This is a genomic window from Pseudomonas sp. Marseille-Q5117 (assembly GCF_946901175.1).
Classification (GTDB): Bacteria; Pseudomonadota; Gammaproteobacteria; order Pseudomonadales; family Pseudomonadaceae; genus Aquipseudomonas; species Aquipseudomonas iranensis.
On record NZ_CAMPPP010000001.1, the window covers coordinates 564,544 to 583,037 of the forward strand.

Sequence of the window (18,494 nt, forward strand, 5' to 3'; positions counted from 1 at the left end):
AGAATCCCTACTGTTTTGGGGCACTGACAGGTAGTGGCGGCTGTTGCTGTTGCGCCTTCCAGCGCTCGATGTTGGGTTGCAGCGCGGCTTCCGTCAGTCCGGACGCGGGCAATTCTGTCATCTTTTTGGCGAGCTGTCCGCGCAACCACGGATCGTTGCAGGCCGAGTTATGCGAAACCGCTAGGAACAGACCCGGCCGGTCGATGGGTTGTTCGAACGCCAACAGATCGCTGGTCATGCCCAATGTCTGAGCGGCGGCCAAGCCTGAGTAACGTCCGGCGAGGACATATTCCACCTCGCCCAACAGCAACTTCTGTAGTGCCTCGGTAAGGTTGGCTGTGCGGGTCAGGGTCAGATTCTGCTCGGCGAAAGTGCCGAATGCCTGGGTCATCCGCGACTTTTCCGACACCGCGCCGGCATGGCCTTTCAGGTCGCTGGCCTCGGCATAGGTCAGCGTCGAGCCTTTGCGCGTCCACACCAGGTAATCGTTTTCCAGCAGTGGCGGATGAATGAAGTCAAGGTTTTCCAGCTCAGTCACGGTCAGCGGCGCGTCGGCCAGCATGTCCATGCGCCCGCTGCGCACTTCATCGAGGGCCTGTGAGCGTTTGCCGGCGTAGAGCAGGTCGACTTTGATGCCCAGATCTTTGGCCACTTGCTGCAACAAGTCAGCACTGGCGCCGATCAGGCGCTTGGGGTTTTGCGGGTCCTGCCACAAGTAGGGCGGCGCGTCCGGGCTGCCGGTGACGACCAGGCGCTCGCACTTGCCAGCGGCCAAGGCCAAACCTGGCAACAGCAACCATCCCAACAACCATCCGCAGCGCAGATCCATGGCAAAACGCTCCCGCTTGAAATTCGAGACAAAAAAAAGCCCGACCAACAGGCCGGGCTCTTTATAAGTGAAGCCGCCGGATTAGACCAGCTTCTCCAGCTCAGGTACTGCTTCGAACAGATCCGCCACGAGACCGTAATCGGCCACCTGGAAGATCGGCGCTTCTTCGTCCTTGTTGATCGCAACGATCACTTTGGAGTCTTTCATGCCGGCCAGATGCTGGATCGCGCCAGAGATACCGACGGCGATGTACAGCTGTGGCGCAACGATCTTGCCGGTCTGACCGACCTGCATGTCGTTCGGTACGAAACCTGCGTCGACCGCAGCGCGCGAGGCGCCCACAGCAGCGCCGAGCTTGTCGGCCAGCGCGTACAGGTGTTTGAAGTTGTCACCGTTCTGCATGCCGCGACCGCCGGAAACGACGATCTTGGCAGCGGTCAGCTCAGGACGGTCGGACTTGGCCAGCTCTTCGCTGACGAAGCTCGACGTACCGGCGTCGTGAGCAGCACCCACGGCTTCAACGGCAGCCGAACCACCTTCAGCAGCAACCGGATCGAAACCGGTGGCACGCACGGTGATCACTTTGATCGCAGCAGTCGATTGCACGGTAGCGATGGCGTTACCGGCGTAGATCGGGCGCTTGAAAGTGTCAGCGCTTTCTACCGAAATAATCTCGGAGATCTGGTCAACGTCCAGCGCAGCAGCAACGCGCGGCAGGATGTTTTTGCCGTTGGACGTGGCGGCAGCCAGAATGTGGCTGTAATTCTTGCCCAACTCTGCAACCAGAGGAGCAACGTTTTCCGGCAGCTGATGCGCGTAGGCAGCGTTGTCAGCATTCAGGACTTTGCTCACGCCAGCGATCTTCGCAGCGGCTTCGGCCACCGGGCCTGCGCCCTGACCTGCTACCAGAACGTGGATGTCGCCGCCGATTTTGGCAGCCGCAGCCACGGTGTTCAGCGTGGCCGGGGCCAGCACTTTGTTGTCGTGTTCAGCAATAACCAAGATAGTCATTTAGATTACCTTCGCTTCGTTCTTGAGTTTTTCAACCAGTTCAGCCACCGACTTGACCTTGATGCCCGCGCTGCGTGCAGCCGGCGCTTCGACTTTCAGGGTCTTGTTGGTGGAGGCGGTGGAAACGCCCAAAGCGTCCGGAGTCAGCACTTCGAGAGGCTTCTTCTTGGCTTTCATGATGTTTGGCAGGGACGCATAGCGCGGCTCGTTCAAACGCAGGTCGGTGGTGACGATGGCCGGCAGTTTCAGCGAAACGGTCTGTGCGCCGCCGTCGATTTCGCGAGTCACGGCAACGCTGTCGCCGGAGACTTCGACTTTCGACGCGAAGGTGCCCTGACCGTAGCCGCTCAGTGCCGCGAGCATCTGGCCGGTCTGGTTGTTGTCGCTGTCGATCGCCTGTTTGCCGAGGATCACCAGCTGCGGCTGTTCCTTGTCGACGACGGCCTTGAGCAGCTTGGCCACGGCCAGCGAGGTCAGGTCTTCAGCGGATTCGACGAGGATGGCGCGATCGGCACCCAGAGCCAGTGCGGTACGCAGCTGCTCCTGAGCGGTGGTCGGGCCGATGGAGACGACGACGATTTCAGTCGCAACGCCCTTCTCTTTCAGGCGTACGGCTTCTTCCACGGCGATTTCGCAGAATGGGTTCATCGACATCTTGACGTTGGCGAGGTCGACGCCGGAATTGTCCGCCTTGACGCGGACCTTGACGTTGTAATCCACAACGCGTTTGACAGCTACAAGAACCTTCATGGATTCCTCGTTACTCTCCGGTGAAAAGAAAGTCGCCTAGGCGAACCTGGCGGATGATGCTCATCGGGCGACAAGGGCACCTCTAAAAACGCCGGCTTGAATGTGAGGTGATTCACTTCGCGAAGGGAGGTGACCGTTCGTCAGGGGTGACTGTCGGGTCATTCATTCTCACGCTGTGTAAACTGCGCGCCGGACTTGCGCTGCGCATCACCGTCTACTGCCTGTGCCCTGTCTTTAGAGGTGCTCTTGAAACCGCCAGTCTGCCTACGGCGAGCGCAAAACCGCCCGTATCTTGACCGGAACGCCCATTCTGGTCAATACGCCAAAATGCCCTGTCATAAGCCGCGCTTCTTTGATTTATCAGGGCTGGAGGCGATTCAAACAAACGTTTGTATTGGACGCTCGGAGTGGTGTAGATATAATGCGCCGCCTAGAGAGAAAGGTGGATTCGCCAATATTCCCTTTGACGTTAACGTAAAGGCAATACGGATGCGAGATCAAACCTCCATATTAGAAAAAAACTGTTGAGCCTTGAGTAGGAGATAGCCTGTGGAACGCGAATACATGGAATTCGACGTCGTCATCGTCGGTGCCGGCCCCGCTGGTCTGTCCGCCGCCTGCCGCTTGAAGCAGAAGGCCGCTGACGCCGGTAAGGAAATCAGCGTCTGCGTGGTCGAAAAAGGCTCCGAAGTCGGCGCACACATCCTCTCCGGAGCGGTGTTCGAACCCCGCGCCCTGAACGAACTGTTCCCGGACTGGAAAGAACTCGGCGCGCCGCTGAACACGCCCGTCACACGCGATGACATTTTCGTGCTGAAAAACGCTGACAGCGCGCAGAAGATTCCTGACTTCTTTGTGCCCAAGACCATGCACAACGAAGGCAACTACATCATCTCCCTAGGCAACCTGTGCCGCTGGCTGGCTCAGCAGGCGGAAAACCTCGGTGTGGAAATCTACCCGGGCTTCGCCGCTCAGGAAGCGCTGATCGATGAAAACGGTGTGGTGCGCGGGATCATCACCGGTGATCTGGGCGTCGACCGTGAAGGCAACCCGAAAGAAGGCCTGTACACCCCGGGCATGGAACTGCGTGGCAAATACACGCTGTTCGCCGAAGGTTGCCGTGGCCACATCGGCAAGCAACTGATCAAACGCTACAACCTCGACAGCGATGCCGACGTTCAGCACTACGGCATCGGCCTGAAAGAAATCTGGGAAATCGACCCGGCCAAGCATCAGCCAGGCCTGGTGGTGCACACCGCCGGCTGGCCGCTGGACATCATGGGCACCGAGAACACCGGCGGCTCGTTCCTCTACCACCTGGAAAACAATCAGGTGGTGGTCGGTCTGATCGTCGACCTGTCCTACAGCAACACTTACCTGTCGCCGTTTGACGAATTCCAGCGCCTCAAGCATCACCCGGTGCTCAAGCAATATCTGGAAGGCGGCAAGCGCGTCAGCTACGGCGCCCGCGCCATCGCCAAGGGCGGCCTGAACTCGCTGCCGAAAATGGTCTTCAAGGGCGGCGCGCTGATCGGTTGCGACCTCGGCACCCTGAACTTCGCCAAGATCAAAGGCAGCCACACCGCGATGAAGTCCGGCATGCTCGCGGCGGAATCGGTGGCCGATGCGCTGTTCGCCGAGCAGGATTGCACCGTCGAACTGACCACTTACGTCGACGCATTCAAGAACAGCTGGCTGCACGAAGAACTGTTCGCCAGCCGTAACTTCGGCCCGGCGATTCACAAGTACGGCGCGATCATCGGCGGTGGTTTCAACTGGCTGGACCAGAACATCTTCGGCGGCAAACTGCCGTTCACCCTGCGCGACACCAAGCCGGATTACGCCTGCCTCAAGCTCGCGGCCGACTGCAAGAAGATCGATTACCCGAAACCTGACGGCAAACTGAGTTTCGACAAACTCAGCTCGGTGTTCATCTCCGGTACCAACCACGAAGAAGAGCAGCCGTGCCACTTGAAGCTGACGGATCCGAGCATCCCGATCAGCAAAAACCTGCCGCTGTACGACGAACCGGCGCAGCGTTACTGCCCGGCCGGCGTATACGAAGTGATCACCAAGGAAGACGGCGAGAAGCGTTTCCAGATCAACGCCCAGAACTGCGTGCACTGCAAGACCTGTGACATCAAGGATCCTGCGCAGAACATCACCTGGGTGGCGCCGGAAGGTGCCGGCGGCCCGACTTACCCGAACATGTAAGTCGAAACACTGAACAACAAGGCTCCCGAAATGGGGGCCTTTTTGTTGCCCAAAATTCTTCTGCCACCACAAAACAACTGTGGGAGCGAGCCTGCTCGCTCCCACAGGGGATTATCGGCGGATCAGGCAGCGCGCTCATCCCCCGGGCTGCGTTCGAAGTAACGCTTGTACTCGCGACTGAACTGCGACGGGCTTTGATACCCCACCCGATGCGCCCCCTGCGCCACGCCCAGCCCCTCCGCCACCAGCAGCGTCTGCGCCTTCAACAAACGTAAACGCTTCAGATACTGCACCGGCGACAACAATGTGCTGCGTTTGAAATGCTCATGAAACGTCGACACGCTCATGTTCGCGCAACCGGCCAATGTCTCGACATTCAGCGGCTCGGTGTAATGCGCATGCAGATGGCTGATAGACGCCGCCACCCGAGCGAATTGCCCTTGCTGTTCGACCAATGCACGCAATACATCCGCCTGCGGCCCGCGCAGCGCGACGAACAATAACTCGCGAACCCGTGCCGGGCCGAGAATCTGGCATTCCAGCGGATCGTGCAGACAACTGAGCAGCCGCTCGACACAACCGCGCATGCCATCGTCGAGCACCACCGAGGTCATCGACTCCGGCGTCTGCGCCGGAATATGCCGACCCGGCGCCAGCCCCATGGCCAGCACCAGTTCGCCGAGCAGGACGCGATCGATCGCCACCGACACACCGAGCAATGGCGCATCGGGCAAGGCAAAGGTTTCGCATTCGAACGGCACCGGCAGCGCCTGGATCAGATAATGCCCGGCGCCGTACTCCATGGTTCGTGGGCCGAGGAACGCCAGTTTGCTGCCCTGGGCGATGATCATCAGGCTCGGCTCGTAGATATGCGGGCCACGGGCGACGTCGCAACTGGCGCGCAAGATCTGCACGCCGGGCAGGCCGGTCTGGCTGTAGCCATCGCGCAGCGCCAGCGGTTCGATCAACGAAACCAGCCGGGCATTGGCATCAAGATGACGGGTCAACTGCATCGAATAGGTCTTCGTAAAATTCACGGAAAAGGGGATGAAAACATCATCGCAGATCCGCTGGCCAATGCGATCGCCGAAACCCGCATGCCGGAGGATTAGGCATGAGACCCGGAGAAATCGTCATGGCCGCCTCCGCCTCTGGCGCCCAGAATTCACCGTCTCACTTGTCACTGTTTTTGCGAGGTCAACCATGTACACCGCCATCGGCTATGCCGCCCAATCGGCCACCACGCCCCTCGCCCCGATGAAATTCGAACGCCGTAGCCCGCGCGCCGACGACGTAGCGATCGAAATTCTCTACTGCGGCGTCTGCCATTCCGACATCCATCAGGCACGCAACGAATGGGGCATCGCCGTTTATCCGCTGATGCCCGGCCATGAGATCGTCGGAAAAGTCACCGCTGTCGGTGCGAATGTCACCCGTCACAAGGTAGGCGATCTGGTTGGCGTCGGCTGCATGGTCGATTCCTGCCGCAGCTGCGAAGCCTGCCAGGCGAACCTCGAGCAATATTGCCTCGAAGGCCCGACCATGACTTACGCCACCCCGGACCGGGTCGATGGCAGCAACACCATGGGCGGTTATTCCGACAGCATCGTGGTCAGCGAACACTTCGTTGTGCGCATCCCCGAGAAACTGGCTCTGGCCAGCGCCGCACCGATTCTCTGCGCCGGCATCACCACTTACTCGCCGCTCAAGCACTACGGCGTCAAGGCCGGTGACAAGGTCGGGATTCTCGGCATGGGCGGCCTCGGGCACATGGGCATCAAGTTCGCCAAGGCGATGGGCGCGGAAGTCACGCTGTTCACCCGCTCGGCGAGCAAGGCTGAAGAAGGTCGCCGTCAGGGCGCCGATCACGTCATCGTCTCCACCGATGCCGAGCAGATGAAGGCCGCGGCCGGCTACTTCGACTTCCTGCTCGATACCATTCCGGTGCAGCACGATTTGAACCCGTACCTCGACACCCTGCGTTTCGACGGCGTGCACATTCTGGTCGGCCTGATCGAGCCGGTGAACCCGCCCGTCCACGCCGGCAAACTGGTGATGAGCCGCCGCGTGCCGGCCGGTTCCTTGATCGGCGGTATCGCCGAGACCCAGGAAGTGCTGGATTTCTGCGCCGAGCACAACATCACCTGCGACATCGAAATGCTCGACATCCGCCAGATCAACGAAGCCTACGCGCGGATGATTGCCGGTGACGTGAAGTACCGCTTCGTCATCGACATGGCGACGCTGAAGGCTTAAACCTTCACGGCTTACACCTTCAAGCCCAGCTCCGCCGACAGCCGGGTTGTGACCCCTTTGAGCAGGGGGATCAACTCGGCCATTTTTTCCAGCGGCATGTACGGCACGGTGCTGGCGATACTGATTGCCGCGACGATGCCCTTGCTCGCATCACGAATCGGCGCCGCCACGCAGCGGATCGACGGTTCGTTGTCTTCCAGATCGAACGCGTAGCCACCGGCGACGTATTCGCCCATGCGCTGCTCAAGCTGTTCCCAAGACTGCTGGGGATGCTGCGGCCAGAACTGACTTTTCCCACCTGCCGGCAGGCTGATGTCGTACAGCCGCCGCCAATCCTGCGGCGAATCATCGAGCATCAAGGCCTTGCCGATCCCGGTGCGTACCAGCGGCATGCGATGGCCAACCCGCGAGCGCATTTCCGGGCCGTTGCGTCCGGGGTTCTTCAATAGATACAGCACTTCGTCGCCTTCGCGGATTCCGAGGTGCACGGTATCGCCGGTCAGCGCCGACAACTCATCCAGATACGGCCCGGCCAACGTCACCAGCGGCAACTCTTCGCGGGCCTGAAAGCCCAGTTCGATCAGTTTCGGCCCGAGCAGATAACCGATCTGCGGCACCACGCGCAGATAACGCTCGTCGACCAGGCAACTGGCCAGGCGATGGGTGGTGCTGCGCGTGGTGCCGATCAGCCGGGCGATCTCCTTGAGATCGCGCGCGCCACTGGCCACTGCCTGCACCACACCGAGGCCGCGCAGCAGCGTCTGGGTGCCGGTGGGCGCGGCGTCCTTGGTTTTTTCCGGGGCGTCTTCCTGCATATCCAGCCTTTTACCGTTGAGCGAAGGAACGGGCGGCATTATGGTCGCCCGAGACTGAGCACTACAACTCGATACGCTCGACCTTGCCCACCAGCAGCACGTAGGACAACGCACCGACCAGTGCGAGCACGGCGATGTAGGTGATCGCCGGAGCGAACGAATCGCCGCTGGCGAGGAAGCCGATCACGATCGGCGTAGCGATCGCCGAAAGATTGCCGATGAAGTTGAACACGCCACCGGTCAGACCGAGCAACCGCGCCGGTGCCAGTGTCGACACCAGCGACCAGGTGATCGACGCCAGACCGTTGCCGAAAAATGCCAGCGCGAGGAAGGCAATCACCAGCGGCGTCGACTCGACAAAGTTGGCGCCGATGATCGAAGTCGAAATCAGCAGCCCGCCAATGATCGGCAGCTTGCGCGCGAAGCCCACGGTGTAGCCGCGCCGGATCAGGAAGTCGGAAAAGAATCCCGAGCACAACACGCCGACGAACGCGGCAAGAAATGGCAGCGATGCCAGGACGCCGGATTTAATGAAGTCCATGCCACGGTACTTCACCAGGTAAGTCGGGAACCAGGTGAGGAAGAACCACAGCGTCGAGTTCAGGCAGAACTGGCCAAGGTAGATGCCCCACAACTTGCGCTTGCTGAGGACGATGCCCAGATCGGTCCAGCTGAATTTGGCTTTGACCTTGGCCGCCTCGGCCTGGATATCGACCAGCCCGCCGCCTTCGCGGATCAGGTCGATTTCCGCCTGATTGGTGCCTTTGAAATCGCGCGGCTCGCGATACACCGCGTACCAGATCACTGCCCAGAGAATGCCCACCGCACCGGTGGCGACGAACACCATGTGCCAGCCGAATGCATGTTGCAGCCACGCCAGCACCGGGGTCAGGAAGGCCAGGCCGACAAACTGCCCGGAGGTGTAGAAACCGATCGCCGTGGCGCGCTCGCGCTCGGGGAACCAGGTGGTGACCACGCGGCTGTTGATCGGATAGGCCGGCGCTTCCAGCGCACCGACGGCCATGCGCAGCACGAACAGCGCGATGAAGCTGCTGACGAAACCGAGCATCACCGTCGCCACCGACCACAGCAGCAGCGCGACGCTGTAAAGGATGCGCGGCGGCACCCGATCGACCAGCCAGCCGCCGGGAATCTGCATCGCGGCGTAAGTCCAGCCGAACGCGGAGAAGATCAGACCGACGTGTACCGGATCGATGCCCAGCTCACTGGTCAGCGCCGGCGCGGCAATCGACAGGTTGCTGCGGTCGAGGTAATTGATGACCACGGTGATGAACAGCAACACCATGATGAAAAATCGCTTGCGGCTAGGCGTGACTAAAGACGCCTGCCCGGAGAGGGTGTGCGTTTGCATGAGAGATGCCTCTTTTTATGTTTGTTGAGGTCATGACGCAGATCTCCTCTCCCTCGGAGAACTGATCGTTCCCACGCTCGGCGTGGGAATGCAGCCCGGGACGCTCCGCGTCCCAGCAGCGGACGCAGAGCGTCCATTGAGGCATTCCCACGCAGAGCGTGGGAACGATCTGATGCTAGCGAGTCAGAGACTCACCACTCGGCAAAGCTGCCATCGGCATGACGCCAGATCGGGTTGCGCCAGCGGTGGCCGACGGCGGCACGCTCGATCACGTATTCCTCGTTGATCTCGATGCCCAGCCCCGGGCCGTTCGGAATCTTCACGAAGCCTTGGTCGTAGTCGAACACGCGCGGATCCTTCACATAGTCGAGCAAGTCGTTGCTCTCGTTGTAATGGATGCCCAGGCTCTGCTCTTGGATAAACGCGTTGTAACAAGCCGCGTCCAATTGCAAACAGGCAGCCAGGGCGATTGGTCCCAGCGGGCAATGCAGCGCCAGCGCGACGTCGTAGGCTTCGGCCATGTTGGCGATCTTGCGGGTTTCGGTGATGCCGCCAGCGTGGGAGGCATCCGGCTGGATAATGTCGACGTAGCCTTCGCTCAACACCCGTTTAAAGTCCCAGCGCGAGAACAGCCGCTCGCCGAGGGCAATCGGCGTGCTGGTCAGCGGCGCCAGTTCTTTCAATGCTTCGTAGTTTTCGCTGAGCACCGGTTCTTCGATGAACATCAGTTTGTACGGGTCGAGCTCCTTCATCAGCACCTTGGCCATCGGCTTGTGCACGCGGCCGTGGAAGTCGACGCCGATACCGACGTTCGGCCCCACCGCATCACGCACGGCGGCAACGTTGGCCAGGGCGAGGTCGACTTTCTCGAAAGTGTCGAGGAACTGCAGTTCTTCGGTGCCGTTCATTTTCACCGCAGTGAAACCACGGCTCACCGCTTCTTTCGCCGCACGCGCGGTGTCGGCCGGACGGTCGCCGCCGATCCACGAATAGACACGAATCTTGTCGCGCACCTGGCCACCGAGCAGATCGCTGACCGACACGCCGAGGGCCTTGCCCTTGATGTCCCACAGTGCCTGGTCGATACCGGCCAGCGCGCTCATGTGAATCGCGCCGCCACGGTAGAAGCCACCGCGATAGAGCACGGTCCAGATGTCTTCGATATTGCGTGGGTCTTTGCCGATCAGGTAGTCGGACAATTCTTCCACCGCAGCAGCTACGGTATGCGCGCGCCCTTCGACAACAGGCTCGCCCCAACCGGTCACGCCCTCGTCGGTTTCGACCTTGAGGAAGCACCAGCGCGGCGGAACGATGAAGGTCGTGAGTTTGGTGATTTTCATCTCTGCTCTCTTTGGTAAATGCAGCTTTTATTAGATGCAGCGCACACAGCGCCAAAAAGTCTTAACGCAGGGCTTTCCAGGCAGCCACGTAGGCCTTGGCATTGACCGCCACCTGCTCGGGCGTCATGCCCGGTTTGAACAGGCCGGAACCGAGACCGAAACCTTTCACACCGGCATCGATAAAGGCCTGCATGTTGTCCGGCGTGATCCCGCCGACCGGCGCCAGCACCGTGCCGGCTGGCAATACCGCGAGCCAGGCTTTGACCACCGCCGGGTTCATTTGCTCGGCCGGAAACAGCTTGAGAATGTCCGCGCCCTCGGCCAGTGCGGCGAAGGCTTCGGTCGGCGTAGCCACGCCCGGCGACAGGTACAGGCCCGCCGCTTTCGCCGCGCGCAGAACCTTGGCATCGCTGTGCGGCATGACGATCACCTGTCCGCCAGCCGCTTTGACCTGCTCGACCTGCTCGGGGCTGAGCACTGTGCCGGCACCGATCAGGCAATCGGCGGGCAGCGCATCACGCAGGATGCGGATACTTTCGTACGGCGATGGGGAATTGAGCGGTACTTCGATGACGCGAAATCCGGCGGAATACAGGACTTCACCGACAGCCGCCGCTTCCTGCGGTTGCAGGCCACGCAGAATCGCGATCAGACCGTTTTGTGCCAGTGCTTGCTTGAGCATGTCAGGCCTCCAGTCAGGGTTAACGGGATGAGGAATCGATCAGTCCGGCGGCGCGCGCCAGTTGCCACAGGCCACGCTCGGTGGCCTGCTCGGCCAGCGTCACCTGAGCAAAGCCGCAGGCATCGAGGGCACGGCGATATCGCGTGCACAATTGCGCGTTGCCGATGAGCACGATCGATGGAAGATTCGCTTGATTGCGCCGGCGCCGCTGCACGTTGGCGAGTGCGGCCAGCTCATGGCCGATCATCAGGCCGGAGAGATAATCCGCCTGAGCAGTCGGGCTCAGCTCACCGGTCAGGCCGAGGGTGCGGGCGCTGAACAAGGTCGAGAGCACACCGAGCTCGGCATCCGCCGACAGCGCGATTTGCACACCACGATCGAACGCCTGCGCATCGAAGGTCGCGCTAGGCTGCTGGGTGCGCCCGAGAATGCTGTGCTCGCTGAGTACGGCAAACACTTCGCCGGTCATGAACGTATCAAAATGGGTGATGCGGCCATCGACCACTTCCACCCATTTCGAGTGGCTGCCGGGCAGGCCGATCAGCAGATCGCTACCCGCCTCGGCCGGCAGACTCTGCAGCACGCCGAGGACTTGGGTTTCTTCGCCACGCATTACATTCGGCAGTCGCGAACGCTGAATCACGCCCGGGACGATATGCACCGGCGTACCGCGCAAGCTGACAACGGTTCGCAGGGAATTTCCGAGATGGGCGACGTCGGCCGGCGTCTCGCAGTAAGCCGCTTCGCGCCAGCCCTGTGCACTGCCGACCATGCCGCAAGCGATTACCGGCAGAACCGGCTGCGCATCGAGCCAGTCACCACAGGCTTCGTCGAAGGCGAGTTCAAAACCATCGGCGCATTCACGGCCGTGGATGATTCGCGGGGTCTTGGGCAACTGCATGATCCCGGACGACAGCGCACGCTGCTCCAGCACCACACCGTCCGCCGCGAGTTTGTAAGCACGTAATGAGGTCGTCCCCCAATCGAGCGCGATCAATTGCGCCTGCATCGCTTCACCTGTTTTGTTTTTGGCAGTGAGTGCGATGGACTATAAACCCGAGGGACGGGAAATCTCAATATATAAATATCAATCCCATATTATGGGATAGAATCCGTCCATTTCGTCCAGCGCTCGACAACGTTCATCTGAGCGTTGATCAGGATCTTCACCACTTCGTACTCACTGGCACCCACCTCATGGGTACGGCCGTTCTCGTCGGCGATTCCGGGCTCTTGGCGTCCGTCACCACGAAGTATGGTGTAAGCCGCGAACGGTTCCGGGGCCTGCTCGGAGCCAGAGACAATTTTCAGCTTCGTCGTATACGGCGCAAACGATGCCAGCATGCCGGCGTAGGGCACATCACTACAGGACCCCAATCTGTCGATATGGTCATATCCGCCTGCCGGGTCATAACGCCAGCGCACAATGCAAACGGACGCAAAAGGCAGCAGCGACCTTGGTTGCTGTGAAAACTCAAGGGATATACGCGCAGGTGCCAGCCAAGGACTTTCGATGGCATGGATGAATCTGGATGCGGGCACGTACATGACTTTCGAGTAGTACGCCACGAACGGGAACGCGGTGATGACCGCCTTGCACGGGACGTACTGTTGTGGCTTGAGAATTTGTATCAACTCACTTGGCCTGACGTAGTTGCGGCCGTCATCAAGGGCATGATTTTCCACACTGATGGCCGCGAGCATCTCATAGCGGCGATCGCCCTCGATCAAACGCATGCTGCTGACGATTCCCGAGGCTTCCAGGACAATGGTGTGTTCGATGGAAAAGTCCGGGTCACCGTTCAGCGAGCAATGAATCCAGGTGCCAATCTGACCTTCGCGTCCATGCGCCTTGTACAGGTCGACAAGATTTCTATCGGATGTAAATCGCAAGTCGTAATAAGAAGAGTTCACGCGATCGATGGAAACAAATTCCAGTCTGGCGGGCGGCACGTTGAGGTGCATGCATGACGAACACGATAAAAAACCGCACAGCATCACTTGCTTGAAGTGTCGAAAACTCAAGATTCAATCCTTTGAAATACAGCTGAAAAGACAACGGCAGGCGACTGCCTGACAAAACGGGCGCAAGGCTATTTCAGCTTGCGGATCGACAGACAGACAGACAGACGTTCGAGCGGCAGTTACTCAGCCTAGCGCAAATTCGCGCAACACCTTGCCATCCATGCGATACCGCACCCATTCCTCCTGCGGTTGCGCACCGAGCGACTTGTAGAACTCGATGGCCGGGGTGTTCCATTCCAGCACACTCCATTCGAAGCGGCCGCAGTCGTTGGCGCAGGCGATTTTTGCCAGGTGGCGCAGCAGGGTTTTGCCGGCGCCGCCGCCGCGCTGTTCGGGGGTGATGTAGAGGTCTTCGAGGTACAGGCAGTTGCTGCCCAGCCACGTCGAGTAACTGAAAAAGAACACCGCGAAGCCGATCGGCGAGCCGTCGCGCAGGCAGATCAGGCCGTGGGCGGTGGCGCCTTCGCCGAACAGGCTGCGTTCGATGTCAGCGACGCTGGCGATGACTTCGTGACGGGCCTTCTCGAAATCTGCCAGTTCGGTGATGAAGGTGAGGATTTGCGGCGCATCGCTGGGGGTCGCCGGGCGGATTTCGATCGTCATGAATGGGCCTTGTGTGCAAATTAAAGCGCCATACTAAGGCGCGCAGCGGCACTCGTCACATGGCAAACATACTGATCTGCCCAATTTGCTGAACACTGTTGCCCTTGTGGGAGCGAGCCTGCTCGCGAAAGCATTCTGTCAGTTGAATCAACGTCTGACTGAAACGAAGCTTTCGCGAGCAGGCTCGCTCCCACAGTTGATATCGCAAATTCTGAAAGGATGCTTATGACCGTTAACTGTTTTGCGCCGATGGAAGCACTGGCATCAGCGCTGATTCGGCACACACTGGAGCCGTCAGATGACGGCGCCCACGACCTCGCCCACCTGCAGCGGGTGTGGCACACCGCACGCACCCTGCATGCGACCGAAGGCGGCGATCTGGAGGTTTTGCTCGCAGCGGTGCTGTTGCACGACTGCGTATCGGTCGAAAAAAACTCGCCGCTACGCTCGCAAGCTTCGCGTCTGGCAGCGGACAAAGCTTCTTCCGTGCTGAAGGAATTGGACTGGCCCAACGAGAAAATCAGCAACGTCGCCCACGCCATCGAAGCCCACAGCTTCTCTGCCAACATCACCCCAATCACGCTCGAAGCGAAAATCGTCCAGGACGCCGATCGTCTCGACTCGCTGGGCATGCTCGGCGTTGCCCGAACCTTCTATGTGGCCGGGCGCATGGGCTCGGCGCTGTACGACCCACAGGATCCCGAAGCGCTTGAGCGTGAGTACGATGACACGCGTTTTTGCCTCGATCATTTCCAGACCAAACTGCTACATCTGGCCGATGGTTTTCAAACGGTGACCGGTCAGCGCCTGGCGCACATTCGTCATCAACGACTGAAGGGTTTCATGGAGCAGTTCAAAGAGGAAATTGGCATCGTCTGAACAGCAGACACGTAACCCCGACGAAGACCGTTCGTCGATCATCAGGCACCATTCCATCACCAGGGCTGACCAACCAAGTGTAAGGATTCCAATCACTGGAGAAGCCCTATGATCCCGTCAAGGTTGACCGCTTTAGTCTTTAGCGCCCTGCTCTGCCCTGCGGTGTTCGCCGCCTCGTCCACGGCAGCGGGCACTGGCCCTACCGATCCGACCCCGCCACGCGCGCCCGCTATCAACAGCGCCCCCGGAATGAACACCGATGGTTCCGGCGTGCCGTTGATCAATCAGCCACCCGCCACTGGCACCGATCCGCGTACTCAGGGCAGCGATCCGGGGCGCCAGGGTGGCATGAACACGCCTGATTCTCCTGCCACTGCGCCTGACAATGCCGGCCCCGGTGTCGGCTCGAAAACCACAACCGGTGGCTCCGGCTCCGAAGGTGCCGGTCAGTAGTTCGCCGACGCGAGCGCCCTATTCACTCCCATGAAGAGGTAACCATGAACGTCGACAAAGACCTGGAAAAAGAAGTCCTCACCCGCCTGCTGCACGCGCATCCCAACGGCTTGGGCAAGGAGGTGCTGGACAATTACCGGGGCGAGAAAGTCGTGGCCAGCGCCCTCGCCGCCCTGCAGGATCGCGGGCTGATTCATCATGGTCATGTGACCATGAGCGAAGCGGGTGAACACTCGCTGACCCTGCCGATCAAGCTGAGTTCTGCCGGCGTCGAAGCGGCGCGCAAACTGGACCTGCAGTAGTGCCAAGCCGCTCGCCGTCGAAGCGGCGAGCGGCCGGATCCGCAACTTGAGGAGAAATCCCATGCCTCGTGGAAGCAAAGACAAATACACCAGCGAACAGAAGCGCAAAGCCGAGCACATCGAAGACAGCTACGAGAAAAAGGGCGTGTCGAAAGATGAAGCTGAGGCGCGCGCTTGGGCGACGGTGAACAAACAGTCCGGTGGCGGTGAGAAGTCCGGCGGCTCGGGGCGCAAGAAGCCCGCCAGTGCCAAGTCGGAAGATCGCAAAGAATCATCGCGCCGTGCGGTGGCCAGTCGCAAGGGCCATTCACGCAACAGCGAGACTTCGAAGGATACGCAGACTGTCGATAGCCTGATGAAAGAGGCCCGAGCGAAGAACATTCCGGGGCGCTCGTCGATGCGCAAGCAGGAGTTGATTGAGGCGTTGCGCAAGGCTGGCTAAGTTTTGCGCGATCCCCACGGCCTCTTCGCGAGCAGGCTCGCTCCCACATTTGACACCGTATCGCACTTGTGGGAGCGAGCCTGCTCGCGAAGGCTTCGGGTCAGTCGCCGCAGGATTCGCGGATAAACGCATCCACCTCACTCGCCCCCGGCGATGTCGCCGGCCCCCAGCGCGTCACCGCCAGTGCCGCCGCCGCATTGGCCCGCCGCGCCGCTTCCGGTGCCTCCAGCCCCTGCGCCAATCCGGCCACAAACACCCCGGCATGCGCATCACCAGCGCCATTACTGTCCACCGCTTTCACAGCAAACCCCGGCACCTGTCGACGCTCGCCACGCTGTTGAATCCAGCAACCCTGCGGTCCATCGCGCACCACCATCAGCACATTTTCCGGTAGCAGTTCCACGAGGCGATCCATTGCGATAACAATCTCATCGGCTCCGGTAAACCGCAGCGCTTCGACACTGTTGCTCGTCCACACATCAATGCGCGGCAGCAACTTCTGCATCATTGGCGCATCGGGCGACTCCACCAACGGCCCCGGGTCAAACACCACATTGACCGCCGCCGGCAGCGCCAGCGTCCAGTCGAGCAACGCCTGCGCCTTGCCCTCGTGCAGCAGACTGTAACCGCTGAGATAAACGTAATCGCCGGGCTCGGCAGCCACACTATTGAGATCCTCCCCGGTCACCTCGCCTTCGGCGCCGATGTAGGAAATGAAACTGCGTTCAGCCGAGGCATCGGTCAGCGCCACGCACAGACCGGTATCGCGCTCGGCCGGTTCGCGGATGCCGATGCAGATACCTTCCGCCTGCATCGCTTGGCGCGCCAAGTCACCAAAACGCCCCGTGCCATGGCGACCGAGGTAAACCACCGGCAGGCCGTTGCGCACCGCAGCGGCCATCACGTTGAAACCGCCGCCAGCTTCGAACCCCGCCGACTGCGCCAGCACGTCGCCGCCAATCTGCGGCAGTTTATCCACGGCCATGACCAGGTCGATGATGACCTGGCCGGTGTGCAACATCTTAGGCATGAGCATTCTCGGGTTGCGCGGCGCGGCGATCTTTCGCGCCACCAAGGACCAGGTAAATGCCGCCTGCGACGACGAAAGTCACGATCCAGCCGAGGCCGTTGTGGCCCAGCCAGGAGTCAGACAAAAAGCCCTTGAACCAGACGTTCTCCGCCGTGGTGCCGATGGTGGTAAAGCTGAAACCGAGGACGATAGCGATCGCCCAGGCACCAAACGCGCGCCACTCGATGCCGCCGCGATACCAATAGGCGCTGCTCGGGCTGACGTCGAGCAGGTCTTTAGGGCTGTAGTAGTGACGGTGAATCAGGTCGACCACGAAGATCCCGACCCAGGCAGTGATCGGCACTGCCAGCAGGGAAATGAAGGTAATGAACGGGCCGTAGAAACTGTCGGCGATCAGCATGAAGTAGATCGAGCCGGCGAAGATCGCGACAATATCCACCACCACCGCGTAGACCCGTTTGACCTTGAGGCCCAGGGTAAGCGTGGTCAGGCCGGCGGAGTACACCGACAGGTTGTTCGACAGCAGCAGACCGCCGAACGCGGTGATCAGGTACGGCACGGCCATCCACGTCGGCAGCATGTCGCGAATCGCCACGATCGGGTCAGTCGCCGACGCCAGGTCATTGTTGCCCACCGACAACAAGCCGCCGAGGGTGATTAGCAGCACCAGCGGAATGCCCGCGCCGAACGCCGCCGACGCCACCAGCCGCACGGCTTTGACGCTGCGGTGCTGGTAGCGCGACATGTCGGCACCAGCGTTGGCCCAACCGATGCCAGTGCCGGCGGCCATGGTGCCGATGCCGATGATCATTGCGCTCAGCGGTGCTGGCGTGGCGTTGAACACCGCACTCCAGTCAATCGTCGCGCAGAGGAAGCCACCGACGAGAATGTTCAGCGCACCGAACACATAGGTCGCCCACTTCTGGATCACCAGCAGAGTCGCGTGGCCGAGGCCGGACACCGACAAGGTCAGCAGGACGAAGATGGCGATAAAGATCAGCGTCAGTATCGGCGCACTTTTCGCCTCGACCGGCGAGCCGAACAGGATCGAACACAGCGACAGCAGCACGAACGCGGCGGTGGTGGTGTTGACGGTTTCCCAACCCAGACGCGACATCAGCGAAACCAGCGTCGGGCCGATGTTGCCGCGCACGCCGAAGATCGCCCGCGACAGTGTCAGACTCGGCGCGCGGCCACGTCGCCCGGCAATCGAGATGATCCCGACCACGGCAAACGAACCGGCGGCACCGAGGATGGCGACGATGATCGCCTGCCAGATCGCCAGCCCGCGAAACGCCACCAGCGTGGCGCCCAGCGGCAGGCCAAGGATGGAAATATTCGCCGCAAACCAGACCCAGAACAGCTGCAGCGGATGACCGTTGCACTCGGCTTCCGGCACCGGCTCGATGCCCCGGGTTTCCAATTGCCCGACGCTTTGCCCGGCGGTTGATGAACTCATGAAGATGCTCCTGTTTGCCTTTTTTGTGGTTG

General features: G+C 60.6%; 19 protein-coding genes. 6 read left to right on the forward strand and 13 right to left on the reverse strand.

Annotation, left to right across the window (positions count from 1 at the left end):
• Positions 1-7: 7 nt before the first annotated feature.
• From OC605_RS02605 to OC605_RS02615, 3 genes are all read right to left on the reverse strand, one after another.
• On the reverse strand, positions 8-829 hold the full coding sequence (locus OC605_RS02605; protein ID WP_262136232.1) for a substrate-binding periplasmic protein: 822 nt from the start codon (positions 827-829) through the stop codon (positions 8-10).
• An 81-nt stretch (positions 830-910) separates the two neighbouring features.
• Positions 911-1,840, reverse strand: a complete 930-nt coding sequence (locus OC605_RS02610) for an electron transfer flavoprotein subunit alpha/FixB family protein (RefSeq protein ID WP_056788298.1) — start codon at positions 1,838-1,840, stop codon at positions 911-913.
• Positions 1,841-2,590: an electron transfer flavoprotein subunit beta/FixA family protein gene (locus OC605_RS02615; protein ID WP_007908338.1), complete on the reverse strand. Its 750-nt coding sequence runs from the start codon at positions 2,588-2,590 to the stop codon at positions 1,841-1,843.
• 549 nt (positions 2,591-3,139) lie between these two features.
• Here OC605_RS02615 and OC605_RS02620 point away from each other — a divergent pair.
• On the forward strand, positions 3,140-4,804 hold the full coding sequence (locus tag OC605_RS02620) for an electron transfer flavoprotein-ubiquinone oxidoreductase (protein ID WP_016770955.1): 1,665 nt from the start codon (positions 3,140-3,142) through the stop codon (positions 4,802-4,804).
• Between the two features lie 122 nt (positions 4,805-4,926).
• On the opposite strand, the gene OC605_RS02625 is transcribed toward OC605_RS02620, so the two are convergent.
• Positions 4,927-5,817 carry an AraC family transcriptional regulator gene (locus OC605_RS02625; RefSeq protein WP_262136233.1) on the reverse strand — a complete coding sequence of 297 codons (891 nt, stop codon included), beginning with the start codon at positions 5,815-5,817 and terminating at the stop codon, positions 4,927-4,929.
• A 190-nt stretch (positions 5,818-6,007) separates the two neighbouring features.
• Between OC605_RS02625 and OC605_RS02630 the strand changes: the two genes are divergently transcribed.
• Positions 6,008-7,060 carry an NAD(P)-dependent alcohol dehydrogenase gene (locus OC605_RS02630; RefSeq protein WP_262136234.1) on the forward strand — a complete coding sequence of 351 codons (1,053 nt, stop codon included), beginning with the start codon at positions 6,008-6,010 and terminating at the stop codon, positions 7,058-7,060.
• A gap of 11 nt (positions 7,061-7,071) precedes the next feature.
• Here the strand turns inward: OC605_RS02630 and OC605_RS02635 are convergent, their stop codons facing one another.
• The 7 genes from OC605_RS02635 to OC605_RS02665 form a co-directional block, all read right to left on the reverse strand.
• Positions 7,072-7,875: an IclR family transcriptional regulator gene (locus OC605_RS02635; RefSeq protein ID WP_016770958.1), complete on the reverse strand. Its 804-nt coding sequence runs from the start codon at positions 7,873-7,875 to the stop codon at positions 7,072-7,074.
• Positions 7,876-7,936: 61 nt separating this feature from the next.
• A complete protein-coding gene (locus OC605_RS02640) occupies positions 7,937-9,247 on the reverse strand; it encodes an MFS transporter (RefSeq protein ID WP_262136235.1) in 1,311 nt (436 codons plus the stop codon).
• 191 nt (positions 9,248-9,438) lie between these two features.
• Positions 9,439-10,587 (reverse strand): galactonate dehydratase, encoded by a 1,149-nt coding sequence (gene dgoD / locus OC605_RS02645; protein WP_016770960.1) that lies wholly within the window; start codon positions 10,585-10,587, stop codon positions 9,439-9,441.
• Between the two features lie 61 nt (positions 10,588-10,648).
• Positions 10,649-11,269 carry a 2-dehydro-3-deoxy-6-phosphogalactonate aldolase gene (locus OC605_RS02650; protein ID WP_071173195.1) on the reverse strand — a complete coding sequence of 207 codons (621 nt, stop codon included), beginning with the start codon at positions 11,267-11,269 and terminating at the stop codon, positions 10,649-10,651.
• A 19-nt stretch (positions 11,270-11,288) separates the two neighbouring features.
• The gene (locus OC605_RS02655; RefSeq protein ID WP_262136236.1) at positions 11,289-12,278 is read right to left on the reverse strand and encodes a 2-dehydro-3-deoxygalactonokinase; all 990 of its coding nucleotides are present in this window, start codon (positions 12,276-12,278) and stop codon (positions 11,289-11,291) included.
• Positions 12,279-12,367: 89 nt separating this feature from the next.
• Complete coding sequence (locus OC605_RS02660; protein WP_262136237.1) at positions 12,368-13,294, reverse strand: hypothetical protein; 927 nt, start codon at positions 13,292-13,294, stop codon at positions 12,368-12,370.
• A gap of 123 nt (positions 13,295-13,417) precedes the next feature.
• Positions 13,418-13,897 (reverse strand): GNAT family N-acetyltransferase, encoded by a 480-nt coding sequence (locus OC605_RS02665; protein ID WP_262136238.1) that lies wholly within the window; start codon positions 13,895-13,897, stop codon positions 13,418-13,420.
• Between the two features lie 225 nt (positions 13,898-14,122).
• Here OC605_RS02665 and OC605_RS02670 point away from each other — a divergent pair, with 225 nt between their 5' ends.
• The 4 genes from OC605_RS02670 (at position 14,123) to OC605_RS02685 (ending at position 15,973) form a co-directional block, all read left to right on the forward strand.
• On the forward strand, positions 14,123-14,776 hold the full coding sequence (locus tag OC605_RS02670) for an HD domain-containing protein (protein WP_262136239.1): 654 nt from the start codon (positions 14,123-14,125) through the stop codon (positions 14,774-14,776).
• Positions 14,777-14,884: 108 nt separating this feature from the next.
• Positions 14,885-15,229 carry a hypothetical protein gene (locus OC605_RS02675; protein WP_071173201.1) on the forward strand — a complete coding sequence of 115 codons (345 nt, stop codon included), beginning with the start codon at positions 14,885-14,887 and terminating at the stop codon, positions 15,227-15,229.
• Positions 15,230-15,273: 44 nt separating this feature from the next.
• Positions 15,274-15,531 carry a hypothetical protein gene (locus OC605_RS02680; protein WP_262136240.1) on the forward strand — a complete coding sequence of 86 codons (258 nt, stop codon included), beginning with the start codon at positions 15,274-15,276 and terminating at the stop codon, positions 15,529-15,531.
• Between the two features lie 61 nt (positions 15,532-15,592).
• Positions 15,593-15,973: a Rho termination factor N-terminal domain-containing protein gene (locus tag OC605_RS02685; RefSeq protein WP_024013908.1), complete on the forward strand. Its 381-nt coding sequence runs from the start codon at positions 15,593-15,595 to the stop codon at positions 15,971-15,973.
• A 100-nt stretch (positions 15,974-16,073) separates the two neighbouring features.
• On the opposite strand, the gene OC605_RS02690 is transcribed toward OC605_RS02685, so the two are convergent.
• Positions 16,074-17,003: a PfkB family carbohydrate kinase gene (locus tag OC605_RS02690; protein ID WP_262136241.1), complete on the reverse strand. Its 930-nt coding sequence runs from the start codon at positions 17,001-17,003 to the stop codon at positions 16,074-16,076.
• Positions 16,996-18,462 (reverse strand): purine-cytosine permease family protein, encoded by a 1,467-nt coding sequence (locus OC605_RS02695; RefSeq protein WP_024013910.1) that lies wholly within the window; start codon positions 18,460-18,462, stop codon positions 16,996-16,998. Before OC605_RS02695 ends, OC605_RS02690 begins: the two co-directional genes overlap by 8 nt.
• Between the last annotated feature and the right edge of the window lie 32 nt (positions 18,463-18,494).